Consider the following 15,076-nt stretch of genomic DNA (forward strand, 5'->3'; position numbering starts at 1 on the left):
TTCCTTTCTTCACACTTGTTGTTTCCTCGTCTATAACGTGGAAATAATTGTCTCAACGAATTTCTCTAAATATTGCCCATCTGTTTCATCAAAGCGGTTTTTGATCGGGCTGTCAATATCCAGAACGCCGATGACGTTTCCATCTTTCGTCATTGGTACGACGATCTCTGACTGGGATGCGGCGTCGCACGCGATATGCCCTGGAAAAAGGTGAACATCTGGAACGATGATGGTTTTTTTGTTTTTGGCAGCAGTGCCGCATACACCTTTGCCGAACGGAATACGCACGCAGGCGGGAAGTCCTTGGAACGGTCCTAGCACAAGCTCGTCGCCTTCGGTCAAATAAAAGCCGACCCAATTAATTTCGTGCAAAAAATGATTCAATAAGGCCGCAGCATTGGCCAAATTGGCGATGAAGTTTGTTTCTCCGTCGATTAATGAGCGCAGCTGCTGAATAACCAACTCATAATTTTCTTCCCGGGTTCCGTTGTAAGCAGTAACGTGAAACAATATTGTTCCGCCTCCTTTGTTTTATGGAGTTAATTTTATGGCGATGATGAAAACTTGTCAAACGAAAACGCTTCTTTGATCATCTCGTCTGTACCTTGGTGCAAATCATCCGCACGGTGCGCGTCTGAACCATAAATGATGCGGATGTTTCGCTTCATTGCCTCACGAATAAATTCATTTGGCGGATAAGGCTGTAAACAGAGCGGTTTTGTGACTCCCGCACCGTTGTAGTCGATTTCATAGCCACGTTCTTTTATTTCATCGAGGATCTGCAACACTAGCCCGTCCGTCGAAATCGGGCATGGAAACTGTCTTTGGAACTTGCGGACGAGTGTAAGATGGCCAATGCGTTTCGGCTTATATCGGCCAAGATTGGCGCGGATGGACTGTAAAACAGTATGGTAATATGTTTTATATACGTTGTCGATGGTGCTAAATAACCGGATGATATCGCCAAACATTTCCGGACTGTAATCGATGCAGACATACTGACCTTTACAGTAAAGAAAATGGACAGACAAAATGCTGTCATCTAAGAAAGAACCGACCTCTTCTAAAAACCGTGCTGTTTTTTCTTCAAATCCAGGGATAAAGTCGACTTCAAGTCCGGTATGAATGATAATATCATTTCGATAACGGGCTTTTATATCGTCAAGTGCTGTGAAATATTGATCGAGCTGTTCGCGGCGCATCGCGCTATCTTGATATGGCGTCGGATCGGTAAATCCTTCTGGAAGCGGTGCATGTTCGGTGAAGGAAATTTCTTTGTAACCAAGCGCAATGGCCCTTTCCACATAGCGTTCTAGTGGATCGCTGCTTCCATGCGGACAAAATGGAGTATGAATGTGTCCGTCGCGCACAACGGCTCCCTCCTAAATTGTATAATAGAAAGAAAAATGAAGATTTCTGTAAAAAAAATAAAAATTTTGGTCAAAAAAATGTCGATAACATGGTATCATAAAAACATTGAAAAAACATTATGTAAATATGTTTGCCTGCTCGATTCATCTCATTTTTCGCTTATGAGTAACTCGAGTGCAAGGAGGCTTGTGGTTTGATGAAAATTATAGTTATTGTTTTGCTCCTTCTTGCGGGAGCAATAATATATAACCATATGTATCGAAAAAAAATGTATCGCGAAATTGACCGCTTGGAAGCATGGAAAATAGCGCTGATGAACCGGCCGGTGCCCGATGAGCTTTCGAAAATGAAGCAGCTGAACATGACAGGGGAAACAGAGCGCCTGTTTGAACAGTGGCGGCAAAAATGGGATGATATCGTCGCTGTTCAACTGCCGGATGTGGAAGAAAAATTATTCGATGCGGAGACGCTGCTTGATAAATACCGCTATACGCAGGCGAAAGCGCTGCTGCGTGACATCGACCAATGGCTGCGTCAGATCGAAGAAGAAGTGCAATTGATGATTGATAAAGTACATGAATTAATTGGCAGTAAAGAACAAAACCGGGTTGAAATAGAAGAATTGCGGGCGATGTATCGGGAAGCGAAGAAAACGCTGCTCGCTTACCGGTATACGTTTGGCGTTGCAGCAGCAAAGCTCGATGAAAAATTGGAAGAAGCGGAGACTTTATTTAAAAAATTTGAAGAATTAACCGCAACGGGAAACTATTTGGCTGCAAGGGAAGTGGTTCATTCCTTAAAAAAAGAGCTAAGTGAAATGAAAGCGATGATGAACGAGATTCCAGAATTGCTGACAGAGTGCCAGACAACGATTCCGGCACAGCTGGAAGAGCTTTTTGACGGATATCAGGAAATGGAGCAAGGAGGCTATATTCTTGACCATTTACAAATGGAGCAACAAATCAAAGAAAAGCGGGAAAAAGTCGAACAATACGTACAGATGATTCGCGATTTGCGGATTGAAGAAGCAAAACAAGGGATTACTGAATTAAAAGAAGAAATTGATGCTTTATATGATTTGCTGGAAAAAGAAGTGCTTGCTCATCAATATATAAAGACAGAAGTGCCCCGTATCGAAGAAATGTTACATATGCTGAATGAAGAAGCGAAGGAAACGAGTGAAGAAACGCTATTTGTGCAGCAAAGCTACTGTTTACCTGCAAAAGATATAGAAAAATATCGCAGCATTGAAAAGCAAATACACCAGTTAAGAAAGCGGTTTGACATCATTCAGACCCGCATTTTCGAAGCGAAAACGGCATATTCGCTTTTAAAAGAAGAACTGGAACAGCTTGTAGCGCAAATAGAAATAATGAAAGAGGAGCATGAACAGTTTCGTGAAACGTTGCAAGCGTTGCGCAAAGATGAGTTGGTTGCCCGCGAAAAATTAGAGGAAATGAAGAAAAAATTGTCCGAGGCGCTGCGGCTTGTGCAAAAAAGCCGATTGCCAGGGCTTCCGGAGTCGTATACGCTGCAGTTGTCCGAGGCAAAAGGCCGTTTGGAAGAAGTGATGTTGCGGCTTGAAGAGAAACCGCTCGACATGCCTGCTGTCAACGAAGCGCTCGAAGAGGCAAAAACAACTGTTCAGCGCCTATACGAATGGACGGAGGAAATGATTGAGCAAGCTTCGCTCGTGGAAAAAGTAATTCAGTACGGAAATCGTTATCGTCGCCGTTACCCGGCTGTGCAGGAGGGGCTGGAGGAAGCAGAATCTTTATTTCGCCATTACGATTATGAGCAGGCGTTAGAGCAAGCGGTAGCCACTTTAGAAAAGGTGGAGCCTGGCGCATTTCAACGTGTTCAGCAAATGCTTCAGGAAGAGCGCTCGAGTGAGAAATAGTAAAGAGAACCGATGAATATCGCTGTATGCAAATAGATATTTATCGGTTTTTTTGTGAATAATGTAAATAAAATATATTTTGGTTGATGTTTTATTGCTTTCTTTATTATATTTACTAATGTATCATGGTGGACGATAATCGGAGGATGGACGTGATGATTTATTTAGATAATAGCGCAACAACAAAACCGTTTCCTGAGGTGATCGATTCGTTTGTCACTGTCGCAACAAAATATTTTGGCAATCCGTCCTCGCTGCATGAGTTAGGGATGAAGTCGGAGCGCCTCTTAACGCAGGCGCGCGAACAAATTGCCGCCGCTTTAAAGGTAAAGCCTAGTGAAATTGTTTTTACATCTGGAGGAACAGAAGCGAATAACTTTGCAATCAAAGGGGTGGCGTTTCAATATCGCCATCGCGGCAAGCATATTATCACGACGGCCATAGAGCACCCATCCGTATCGGAGCCTTGTCAGCAGCTGGAACAACTAGGATTTGAAGTGACGTATTTGCCGGTAAACGAACATGGGATGGTCACGGCCGAGCAAGTGAAAAAGGCGCTTCGCGAAGATACGATTCTCGTTTCCGTCATGCATGTCAACAACGAGGTTGGCGCGATTCAGCCTGTTGAAGAAATCGGCACGCTGCTGGCGCATTATCCGAAAACGATTTTCCATGTCGACCGTGTGCAAGGCATTAGCAAAGTGCCGCTTGATATGAAAAAAGCACGGATTGATCTGTGCACGATGTCAGCCCATAAGTTTCATGGATTGCGTGGAGCAGGCATTTTATATGTTCGTCAAGGCATCCGGCTCTCGCCGTTGCTCGCCGGCGGGGGGCAGGAAATGCAGCTCCGCTCTGGAACGGAAAATGTCCCGGCTATCGTGGCCATGGCAAAAGCGCTGCGAATCGCGCTGGAAAAATACGATAAACAAATCGATTATCTGCATGAAGTAAAGCAAGCATGGCTGAATGAACTAAAAGCAATTCCAGAGATTCAAATCAATACCCCGGTGGAGCACTCCGCTCCTCATATCATTAATTTTTCGTTAAAACACGGCATGAAGCCGGAAGTGTTTGTCCATGAGTTAGCGAAAAGCGATATTTTTGTTTCGACGACATCGGCATGTTCCTCAAAAAAGAAAGCGCCAAGCAAAACATTGTTGGCGATGGGAGTGGGGGAAGAACGGGCAGAAAGCGGAATTCGCATCAGCCTTTCTTTTGAAAATACGCTCGAGGAAATTCCGCTTGCCGTTGCTGCGATAAAAAAAGCTATTGAAAAATTAAGTGAGGTAACGAGGTAATTGCTATGAAATATGACCGCATTTTAATCCGCTATGGTGAAATGACGACAAAAGGCCGAAATCGCAACGTGTTTGTTCGCCGTCTAAAAAATAATGTTTCTAAAAAGCTTCATATGTTTCCTAATATTCAAATCGAATACATGCGAGATCGCATGTACATTTTATTAAACGGAGAACCGCACGAACCAATTATTGAAAAGCTAAAAACTGTATTTGGCATTCATTCCTTTAGTTTGGCGATGAAGTGCCATAATGAATTAAACGAAATAAAAGAAACAGCGCTGGCAGCAGTGAAACAGCTTCCATACGAAGGAAAAACGTTTAAAGTAAGCGCGCGAAGAGTAGACAAACGATTTCCATATGGAAGTGACGAATTAAATCATGAAATCGGCGCTTATATTTTACGTAATACAGATGGATTAACCGTTGATGTCCATAATCCCGATATTAACGTCCGCGTCGAGGTTCGCCAAGATGGTACTTATGTGACATGCCGCGATATTTTCGGCGCCGGCGGTTTGCCGGTCGGGACAAGCGGCAAGGCGATGCTGATGCTTTCTGGCGGAATTGATAGCCCTGTTGCCGGATACTTGGCGATGAAGCGCGGCCTTGAGATTGAAGCGGTTCACTTTTTCAGTCCTCCGTTTACAAGCGAGCGGGCAAAACAAAAAGTGATTGATTTAGTAAAAAAATTAACGACGTACGGCGGGAAAATCAAACTTCATATCGTCCCATTTACCGAAGTGCAGCAGGAAATTTACAAACAAGTGCCAGATGAATATTCACTTATTTCGACAAGAAGGGCGATGTTAAAAATTACGGATGCTTTGCGTCGGCGCCAGCGAGCGCTAGCGATTGTCACAGGGGAAAGCCTTGGCCAAGTGGCAAGCCAAACGCTGGAAAGCATGTTTGTCATCAATGAGGTGACAACAACTCCGATTCTCCGCCCGCTTGTGTCGATGGATAAAATTGAAATTATCGAGATCGCGAAAAAAATTGATACACACGATATTTCCATTCTTCCATATGAAGATTGCTGCACCATTTTTACGCCAAAATCGCCAAAAACCAAACCGAAAAAAGAGAAAGTGCTTCGTTATGAAAGTGCTGTCGACTTAGACCCATTGATAGAAAAGGCGATTGCCAATACGGAAACGATAGTCATTGATGAAGATTTCGAAGCGGAAGACGAGTTTGAGCAGTTATTCTAAATCTCAAAATTTACCAAAATGATGGATGCATGAGGCCATATGTTTTCACACATTCTATAGGTACAAGGAGGTGAAAGCATATGGCACGCAGCAACAATTCGAATCAATTACTTGTTCCAGGTGCGCAACAAGCTCTTGAACAAATGAAATATGAAATTGCCCAAGAATTTGGTGTCCAATTAGGTGCTGACACTACTTCTCGCGCTAACGGTTCTGTTGGTGGTGAAATTACAAAACGCCTTGTTGCGATGGCACAACAACAATTAGGCGGTACTCAACAAACATTCTAATTGAATATCATGGCTACAGAGGCGGGTTTTCCCCGCCTTTTATTATTTTAAAAAAATATTCAAAATATAATAATTTTTTTGTATAATTGGAATAGCAAGCAATGAGATGGCGCCTGTTCATTGCTGAACGATTATGGCAAAGGGAGTGGGGAAAGCACATGAAGCGGGAAGATTTCATCGCTCCGGAACGTTATAATTTAACGTCCGAGATCGAAAAACATGCGGTGGCTAATCCGAATAAGCTTGCTTTAAAGTGGGAAAATGAGCAAGGGGAAACACGGGAAATTACATATGGCGATTTAATCAAACGCGCCAATCAAATTGGAAGCGCTTTATTAAATCGCGGCCTTGAAAAAGGCGACAAAGTGCTCGTTATGATGCCGCGCTTAATCGAAGCATATGCAGTATATTTAGGAACGTTAAAAGCGGGGCTGGTAGTCATTCCGAGTTCGGAAATGCTTCGCACCAAAGATTTGCAATACCGCATTTCTCACGGCGAGGCCAAAGCGATTATCGCTTATGAGCCGTATGTCGATCAATTTGAACCGATCGAAAACATCGATCATATCGTGAAATTCGTCGTGGGACAAACAGAGCCAAACGGCTGGATCAATTTAGAGAAAGCAATGCAGGCGGAAAGCGATGTGCTTGCAGCAGCCGGCACATTCCGCGATGATATGGCGTTTTTATCATATACGTCGGGAACGACCGGAAATCCGAAAGGGGTCGTTCATTCGCACGGATGGGGGTATGCGCATTTGCGCATTGCTGCGAAAAACTGGTTATGTATTGAAGAAAATGATCTTGTTTGGGCTACTGCCGGCCCAGGCTGGCAAAAATGGATTTGGAGCCCGTTTTTATCGACGCTCGGTTCAGGTGCCACGGGATTCGTCTATTATGGCCGGTTTGATCCGGAAAAATATTTGCAGCTGTTAAGCAAATACGAAGTAAATGTGCTTTGCTGCACGCCGACGGAGTATCGGCTGATGGCAAAAGTGCCAAACATCGGCGATTATCAGCTTCCTCATCTCCGCAGCGCCGTATCAGCCGGAGAGCCGCTTAACCGTGAAGTGATTGATACGTTTGAGAAATATTTCAACATTCAAGTCCGAGATGGGTATGGACAAACGGAAAATACATTGCTTGTCGGTGTGATGAAAGGAATGAAGATAAAGCCAGGATCCATGGGCAAACCGACGCCAGGAAACATCGTTGAGATTATCAACGAAAACGGAGAGCCATGCGCGGTCGGTGAAGTTGGCGATATCGCCGTCCATGTCGACACACCAACGCTGTTTAAGTATTACTATAAAGATCCGGAAAGAACGGCGATGCAGTTCCGCGGAGATTATTACATTACAGGGGATAAAGCGAGAAAGGATGAAGACGGCTACTTTTGGTTTGAAGGACGTGGGGATGATATTATCATCAGCTCCGGCTATACGATCGGACCGTTTGAAGTAGAGGATGCCCTTGTCAAGCATCCGGCTGTCAAAGAATGTGCGGTGGTAGCGAGCCCAGATGAAATACGCGGTCACGTCGTGAAGGCGTTTGTCGTTCTCCGCGAAGGAGTCGACAAAAATGATCCGACGCTGATTCCAAAGTTGCAGGAGCATGTCAAACAGCTGACCGCACCGTATAAATACCCGCGTAAAATTGAATTTGTCGACGATTTGCCAAAAACACCGTCGGGAAAAATTCGCCGCGTCGAACTGCGCGAGCGGGAATTGCGCCTTGCGCGGCAATAATCAAACAAAAAAGACTGTTTCGTGCACGAAACAGTCTTTTTATATTTAGGCAGCACATTTTTCGCGCTTAGCATGAATCTCTTATAAAAACATTCGTTTGACTTTGTCCCAGAATGAATTGTCTTTCAGGCGGACGGTCTTGATTACCCGGTCGCTTAGTTTAATATCGATTTTCTCTATATGTTGAATGCTTAATGCTTCGTTATCAAGGCCGATAATTGGAAAGTGGCTGGTTTCTTCTAAAATTTTTAATGTTAACTTTCTCGACCCACTTAAAATAAACGATGAACCGAGCGTCCGGTATCGGTTGTTGTTCAGCGACGCCAACTCGCTTACTTGAAAGCAGGGAAGAAGCGGATCAACGACCGCTCCATTTACCGATTTATTATATGCTGTACTTCCCGTCGGAGTCGAAACGATGATTCCGTCGCCTCGGAACGTTTCAAAATGCAAATCATCAATAAATACTTCCATTGCCATTGTTTTGATAATTTGCGAACGGATCGAACATTCATTTAAACAGAAAAACGAGGCCGCATCGTCAATGGTGATTTCAATCGTCGGATATTTTCTTACTTCGAGCTGCAAGTTTTTCGTTGCTTCTACCATATGATCGATGTCATCAATTTGAAAATCGCAGTAAAATCCGCGTGAAGGAAGCGTAGAAATGCCGACGTATAAACAATCACTGCGAAACCCTGTCCGCCGCACCGCCTGCAAAAACGCGCCGTCATCCCCAATGCTGATGATAATATTCGCTTCCTGATGATTGTCGACAACGATGAACGGACCTTGTTTGGCGAGTGCAATGAGCGGCTCTACCCGCTTGATTAGCTGTTCATCCCGCTTATAAAAAAAATAAAGATGATTTCGTCCGTCTGCCATGGCGAAGACCTCCTGTTGGTGTATTTTAGTGAATATGTAATTATGGTACAATAAAGAAAGTATACATTATTTAGTGTAACACTTTTGCAGTCAATCTAAAAATATCGTTGTTTTCGTAGGGGGAAAAAGAATGAACCGAAAGCGATGGATCGCTCTGGCAATTGCCGCTGCATTATTTGTCATTTCTGTGCTTGTTAATGTCATCACTACACTATTAACCAATAATGCAGAAAAATGGTCGGAAAACTGGCTGGCGCTGGCAGAGCAGGAATTTGGCGAAGAAGTCATCGAAGACGGAGATGCATTGCAAAAAATTGTCGTTCTTGAAGTGAACGGGGTGATTCAAGATACAGGGGATACCGAAACGCTATTTTCCGCATCGGGATATAACCATCCGTCTTTTTTGCGAATGATTGAGCAAGCGAAAAAGGATGATACGGTCAAAGCGATTGTTCTAAGGGTGAATTCTCCGGGCGGCGGTGTGGTCGAAAGTGCGGAGATACACGACCAGCTGGTAAAGCTGAAAAAAGAAACAAAAAAGCCGATTTACGTTTCCATGGGAGCGATGGCTGCTTCGGGGGGATATTATATTTCAACGGCAGGAGATAAAATTTTTGCGAGCCCGGAAACGATTACCGGATCGCTCGGCGTCATTATGCAAAGCTTAAACTACGAAGGGCTTGCCAAAAAATACGGCGTCGAGCTCGTTACAATAAAAAGCGGGCCGTATAAAGATATAATGAATCCGGCAAGAAAAATGACGGAAGCAGAAAAGAAAATATTGCAGCAACTAATTCAAAATTCTTATGAGGGGTTTGTGAAAGTGATTTCCGAAGGTCGACATCTCCCGGAAAGCGAAGTGCGGAAAATTGCCGATGGGCGGATTTACGACGGAAGACAGGCCAAGCAACTGCGTTTGATTGACGAGTTTGGTTATTTGGATGATACGATCGCTGCGCTGAAAAAAGACCATCATTTAGAGGATGCGCAAGTGGTGAAGTATACGAATGATTTTTCATTTGGTTCCCTGTTTCAAATGGCGCTAAATCGAAATGCGATGCCGAAACATGAGGCAAGTGAATTAATTCGGTTGCTTTCAAAGCCGTCTTCGCCGCGTTTGATGTACTTATATGCGGAGTAAAGGAAGTGGAAAAATGACTGGAGAATATTTGCCTGTTCCTGTAGAAATCAGAAAAGAGGCACGCGCGAACACGCATTCTCATATAAGGTATGCCGGGTTTTGGATGCGTCTCTGGGCGTATTTGCTTGATTTGCTCGTTGTCGGAAGCCTTAATCGTCTCTTGGTGTTTCCACTTTTTCATCTGCTCGGCATTCCAACAGAGAGAACGAATATGTTTGCGCCGGCGACGATTGTGACGACAGTGGTATTTTATACGTATTTTGTACTTATGACAAAGTTTTTTCAGCAGACGCTGGGAAAAATGGTGTTTGGTCTAAAGGTCGCCGATGAGTCGGGGAAGCCGTTGACATGGTCGACGGTGCTGTTTCGCGAAGTAATCGGGAAGTTTATTGCGAAAACAATTTTATTTATTGGTTTTTTGTTTGTCGCATTTTCGGAAAAGAAAAAAGGAATGCATGACCAGTTCGCTGATACGATTGTCGTTCATGAATAAATCTGCCTTTGCGGCAGGTTTATTTTTTTTGGCACATGGTGACAATGGTATGTTGAAAGGGAGTGCGAAGGTTGATAATAGTAGCGGCGGTTATTGGTGTGTTGTGTTTATTCTTGTTTATGGTAGCGATGATGAAACTGTCGGTGACTATTTTTTTTCAACATGCTCAAGATGATGATGAATGGAAAATTACGTTTCGCACGTTATTCGGAATCGTTCGCTATACGATCCATATCCCGCTTGTAAAAGTAGAAACAACCTCTCCAAGTATCGTTATTGCCCAGAAGACAAGTATGGGAAATACGCCGAAAAGCAAGGAAAAACGAAAAAAATACACACCAAAGGAAATCATGGACAATTTCCGCAAAGCAAGAGAATTTACGGAACGGGTTGTACGCCTGTATGACATTATGAAAAATTTTTTCCGCCATGTATCGATCACGAAATTCGAATGGCAGACGAAAATCGGAATTGGGGACGCGGCAGCGACAGGGATGATTGTCGGGTTAGGATGGTCTTTAAAATATAGCGTGCTGGCGGTATGCAGTAAATATATGAAATTAAAAACAACTCCTATGATCACGATTATTCCATCTTTTCATCAAGCAGTTTCGGAAACCAAATTTATATGTATGATTGATTTTCGAATCGGGCATGCTATATTAGCAGGAATACGAGTGATCAAACATTGGCGTGGCAACCGTTTGTCGAAAATAAAAGCGTTTGCTACCCAGCAAACAAATGAAGGATACTAGGAGGAATTTGGCATGAGTAATCATCCGATTCAGGGGCTTATGACAACCGCAATGGAAAACTTAAAACAAATGATTGACGTCAATACGATTATCGGCGACCCTGTGGAAACACCGGACGGGAGCGTTATTTTAACCGTTTCGAAAGTAGGATTTGGATTTGCGGCAGGCGGAAGCGAATTTATGATCGACGGAAAAAGTAATGGCGCTAGAGCACAACAAGGAGCAAGTCAAAATCAAACAGATGAACATCCGTTTGGCGGCGGAAGCGGCGGCGGCGTGTCTATTACTCCGATTGCATTTTTAGTGGTAAACTCATCCGGGGTCAAGCTGCTTCATCTTGACGAGAGCACGCATTTATATGAAAAAATTCTTGATGTCGCGCCGCAGGCAATTGAAAAAATTCAAGCAATGTTAAAGAAAAATAAAAATGGTGCAGAAAGATCATCGCCAACTAATGATCTTGACATTTAAATAAATCAAAATCATTGAAATTTTTTGGTATCCCCTTTATGATGACAGTAGTACATAATATTTTAAGGGGGAAAGCCAATGGCACAAGTGACATTTAAAGGAAAACCGGTAACGTTGGTCGGCAATGAAGTAAAAGTGGGAGATAAAGCACCTGACTTTACCGTATTGGATCAAAATTTATCCGAAGTGACGCTTGCGGATACGAAAGGGCATGTTCGCTTGATCAGCGTGGTGCCGTCGCTCGATACAGGAGTTTGTGATACGCAAACACGCCGGTTTAACGAAGAAGCAGCGAAATTAGACAACGTAAAAGTATTAACGATTAGCGTGGATTTGCCGTTTGCGCAAAAACGCTGGTGCGGGGCAGCCGGGGTGGAAAACGTGCAAGTGCTTTCTGACCATCGCGATGTTTCGTTTGGACAAGCGTACGGCGTACTCATTAAAGAATTGCGTTTATTGGCGCGCGCAGTATTTGTCATTGACAGCAATGACATCGTCACTTACGTCGAGTATGTGCCGGAAGTAACGAACCATCCAAATTACGAAGCAGCAATTGAAGCGGCAAAATCAGCAAAATAAAGAAAAGACCTCGACTCGTTCGAGGTCTTTTCGTGTTTTATCCACGCATGTTTGTATATCCTTCTTGCTATTGGATTGTGCGCATCGTACAATAAAGTATTGGACACTTACGGAAAGGTGGAGGAACAATGGCAACTCCAGTAGAGCGCTTGTTTACATTATTCGACGAAACGGCCAAAATCTTGCAAGATGAATTACAATGCACTTATTTAGAAGCAGTGGCGGAAACGGGAGAAAACGTGTTTCACGGCGATGTTCTTCAAGAAGAAGTGAGCGAAGTAAACGCGAAACGTCTAAAAAAACAATATACAGACATACAGTTAGAGCGTTTTACAAATGAAGAAATTCGCAAAGCTTTTCAGCTAGCGGTGTTAAAAGGAATGAAGGAGTATACACAACCGCATCATCAGATGACCCCGGATGCGGTTAGTTTATTTATGAGCTATTTAGTCAATCAATTTACCCGCAAACATCTTGCCCTTACTATTCTTGATCCTGCAGTCGGCACCGCAAATTTGCTGACAACGGTGCTTAACCACCTTAAAGGAAAGCAAACGAAAAGTTACGGTGTGGATGTGGATGATGTATTAATTAAGCTAGCATATGTGAACGCGAATTTGCAAAAACACGCGATTCAGCTTTTTAATCAAGATGGTTTGCAGCCGCTATTTGTAGAGCTTGCTGATGTAGTCGTGTGCGATTTGCCTGTTGGTTATTATCCGAATAAAGAAAACGCTTCTCGCTTTGTATTAAAAGCAGAAGAAGGGCATTCATACGCCCACCATTTGTTCATTGAGCAAAGCTTGTATTATACCAAAGAAGGTGGTTACTTATTTTTCTTAATTCCAAATACATTATTTTCAAGCGACCAGGCGGCAAAATTGCATGAATTTATTAAAGAGCATGCGGTGATTCAAGGGCTGTTGCAACTACCGCTATCGATGTTCAAAACAGAACAAGCGGCAAAAAGCATTTTTATTTTGCAAAAGAAAGGGGAAAACGTAAAAGCACCGAAAAAAGCGTTATTAGTGGAACTTCCTCGTTTCTCCAATAAACAGGCGATGCAGGCGATGATGAAAAAAATCGATGAATGGATTACAGAAGAAAAAGGAAAATAAAAACAGTTCCCGGTACATGACGGGAACTGTTTTTATTTTCGAAAGATAGTAACTATTTATATTTTCAAAAGATAAAAACATAAATTTGCAACCGATTACAGCAAAGAACTTGCTTGAAAAGAAAGGGCGAACAAGCATACAATGAAAAAGGTATAGTGAAATAATACAAAACCGAATAAACTAATGGTAACAACATGTTAAGTATAAAAGGAGCTGTTAAAAAATGGCAAAGGTGTTAGCAATTAACGCCGGTAGTTCGTCATTAAAGTTTCAATTGTTTGAGATGCCGAGTGAAACGGTGTTAACGAAAGGAATTGTCGAACGAATCGGCTTTAATGATGCGATTTTTACGATTACGATAAACGGAGAGAAAATTCAGGAAGTAACAGCGATTCCAAACCATGCTGTAGCGGTGAAGATGCTGCTTGATAAGCTCATCCGCTATGGCATTATCCGTTCGTTTGATGAAATTGATGGAATCGGCCACCGTGTCGTTCACGGCGGTGAGAAATTCAGCGATTCAGTGCTGATTACGGATGAAGTGCTCAAGCAAATTGAAGAAGTATCGGAGCTTGCTCCCCTTCATAATCCGGCAAACATTGTCGGCATTAAAGCGTTTCAAGAAGTGCTTCCAAATGTGCCGGCTGTGGCCGTGTTTGATACGGCGTTCCATCAAACCATGCCAGAACAATCATTTTTATACAGTCTACCGTACGAATACTATACAAAGTTCGGTATTCGCAAATATGGATTTCACGGCACATCTCATAAATATGTAACACAACGAGCCGCTGAATTGCTTGGTCGGCCGATTGAACAGCTTCGTCTCATTTCCTGCCATCTTGGCAACGGCGCCAGCATCGCGGCGGTCGAAGGCGGAAAATCGATCGATACGTCGATGGGCTTTACGCCGCTTGCCGGTGTTGCGATGGGTACCCGTTCCGGAAATATTGACCCAGCCCTAATCCCATATATTATGGAAAAAACAGGAATGACTGCCGAAGAAGTGATTGAAGTGTTAAATAAGAAGAGCGGCATGCTCGGTATTTCCGGACTGTCGAGCGATTTGCGCGACCTCGAAAAAGCGGCGGCCGAAGGAAACGAACGCGCGGAATTGGCGCTCGAAGTGTTCGCTAACCGCATTCATAAATATATCGGCTCTTATGCGGCGCGCATGTGCGGCGTCGATGCGATCATCTTCACCGCCGGCATCGGTGAAAACAGTGAGGTCATCCGTGCGAAAGTGCTGCGAGGCCTCGAATTTATGGGCGTATATTGGGATCCAGTGTTGAATAAAGTGCGCGGCAAGGAAGCGTTCATTAGCTATCCGCACTCCCCGGTCAAAGTATTGGTCATCCCGACAAACGAAGAAGTCATGATCGCGCGGGATGTTGTCAGATTGGCTAATATTGCTTAATATGGATTTGTTTTGCAAAAACATGACCTAAATCTAATGAAGATCTAAATTTTTAAAGCAACCTTTTTCATGTTCAAAATACATGAAAAAAGGTTGCTTTTTTCTTTGCTACTAAAAAAGCGAAAACATGTCAATAGAGGACAAAAGCGAAAGCTGCCCGCTGTCCTTGCTGTGTATTTAGTTGTTTTAGGAAATGGGTTAAGAAAACGAAGGCTTTATTTTCTAAATTCTAATATTGTATGTACGTACAGATTAGAAAAACGATTACAATCCGAAACGTGCTCACTTCATTTTCGGTGACCGAAATATCAAATGCAGCACAGTCTCACTACGCCAAAGTGAGGGGATCATCCCAATTGATCTTGATAATCCCTTCAATCCACGGGTTGCAAAGGC

Annotated in this window: 15 protein-coding genes; 12 read left to right on the top strand and 3 right to left on the bottom strand. The window is 43.4% G+C overall.

Annotated features, from left to right (window positions below; genetic code table 11):
* Positions 1–30: 30 nt before the first annotated feature.
* Entirely contained in the window at positions 31–510 is a 480-nt protein-coding gene (locus tag HT574_RS11110) for a GAF domain-containing protein (protein ID WP_017434944.1), read from the bottom strand.
* Positions 511–545: 35 nt separating this feature from the next.
* Positions 546–1,370 carry a histidinol-phosphatase HisJ gene (gene hisJ / locus HT574_RS11115; RefSeq protein WP_175244659.1) on the bottom strand — a complete coding sequence of 275 codons (825 nt, stop codon included), beginning with the start codon at positions 1,368–1,370 and terminating at the stop codon, positions 546–548.
* A 197-nt stretch (positions 1,371–1,567) separates the two neighbouring features.
* Here hisJ and ezrA point away from each other — a divergent pair, with 197 nt between their 5' ends.
* The 5 genes from ezrA to mbcS all read left to right on the top strand — a co-directional run bounded on the left by ezrA (position 1,568) and on the right by mbcS (position 7,821).
* On the top strand, positions 1,568–3,271 hold the full coding sequence (gene ezrA / locus HT574_RS11120) for a septation ring formation regulator EzrA (RefSeq protein WP_175244893.1): 1,704 nt from the start codon (positions 1,568–1,570) through the stop codon (positions 3,269–3,271).
* A 155-nt stretch (positions 3,272–3,426) separates the two neighbouring features.
* Positions 3,427–4,572 (top strand): cysteine desulfurase family protein, encoded by a 1,146-nt coding sequence (locus HT574_RS11125; RefSeq protein WP_175244894.1) that lies wholly within the window; start codon positions 3,427–3,429, stop codon positions 4,570–4,572.
* Between the two features lie 5 nt (positions 4,573–4,577).
* Positions 4,578–5,783, top strand: coding sequence for a tRNA uracil 4-sulfurtransferase ThiI (gene thiI, locus HT574_RS11130; protein WP_175244660.1), 1,206 nt, complete (start codon positions 4,578–4,580; stop codon positions 5,781–5,783).
* An 80-nt stretch (positions 5,784–5,863) separates the two neighbouring features.
* Complete coding sequence (locus HT574_RS11135; protein ID WP_175244661.1) at positions 5,864–6,073, top strand: alpha/beta-type small acid-soluble spore protein; 210 nt, start codon at positions 5,864–5,866, stop codon at positions 6,071–6,073.
* Positions 6,074–6,231: 158 nt separating this feature from the next.
* Positions 6,232–7,821: an acyl-CoA synthetase MbcS gene (gene mbcS / locus HT574_RS11140; protein ID WP_175244662.1), complete on the top strand. Its 1,590-nt coding sequence runs from the start codon at positions 6,232–6,234 to the stop codon at positions 7,819–7,821.
* Between the two features lie 81 nt (positions 7,822–7,902).
* On the opposite strand, the gene HT574_RS11145 is transcribed toward mbcS, so the two are convergent.
* Positions 7,903–8,706: an NAD kinase gene (locus HT574_RS11145; RefSeq protein ID WP_175244663.1), complete on the bottom strand. Its 804-nt coding sequence runs from the start codon at positions 8,704–8,706 to the stop codon at positions 7,903–7,905.
* Between the two features lie 130 nt (positions 8,707–8,836).
* Here HT574_RS11145 and sppA point away from each other — a divergent pair, with 130 nt between their 5' ends.
* The 7 genes from sppA (at position 8,837) to HT574_RS11180 (ending at position 14,680) form a co-directional block, all read left to right on the top strand.
* Entirely contained in the window at positions 8,837–9,847 is a 1,011-nt protein-coding gene (gene sppA, locus HT574_RS11150; protein ID WP_175244664.1) for a signal peptide peptidase SppA, read from the top strand.
* Positions 9,848–9,860: 13 nt separating this feature from the next.
* A complete protein-coding gene (locus HT574_RS11155; protein ID WP_175244665.1) occupies positions 9,861–10,340 on the top strand; it encodes an RDD family protein in 480 nt (159 codons plus the stop codon).
* A 62-nt stretch (positions 10,341–10,402) separates the two neighbouring features.
* Positions 10,403–11,095 (top strand): DUF2953 domain-containing protein, encoded by a 693-nt coding sequence (locus tag HT574_RS11160; RefSeq protein ID WP_375154104.1) that lies wholly within the window; start codon positions 10,403–10,405, stop codon positions 11,093–11,095.
* 12 nt (positions 11,096–11,107) lie between these two features.
* Positions 11,108–11,566 (top strand): GerW family sporulation protein, encoded by a 459-nt coding sequence (ytfJ, locus tag HT574_RS11165; protein WP_175244667.1) that lies wholly within the window; start codon positions 11,108–11,110, stop codon positions 11,564–11,566.
* 78 nt (positions 11,567–11,644) lie between these two features.
* Complete coding sequence (gene tpx / locus HT574_RS11170) at positions 11,645–12,145, top strand: thiol peroxidase (RefSeq protein WP_042407624.1); 501 nt, start codon at positions 11,645–11,647, stop codon at positions 12,143–12,145.
* Positions 12,146–12,273: 128 nt separating this feature from the next.
* Positions 12,274–13,263 carry a class I SAM-dependent methyltransferase gene (locus tag HT574_RS11175; protein ID WP_175244668.1) on the top strand — a complete coding sequence of 330 codons (990 nt, stop codon included), beginning with the start codon at positions 12,274–12,276 and terminating at the stop codon, positions 13,261–13,263.
* Positions 13,264–13,486: 223 nt separating this feature from the next.
* On the top strand, positions 13,487–14,680 hold the full coding sequence (locus HT574_RS11180; RefSeq protein WP_175244669.1) for an acetate kinase: 1,194 nt from the start codon (positions 13,487–13,489) through the stop codon (positions 14,678–14,680).
* Positions 14,681–15,076: the final 396 nt, after the last annotated feature.

The sequence above is a fragment of the Parageobacillus sp. VR-IP genome, from assembly GCF_013357975.1.
Lineage (GTDB): Bacteria > Bacillota > Bacilli > Bacillales > Anoxybacillaceae > Saccharococcus > Saccharococcus caldoxylosilyticus.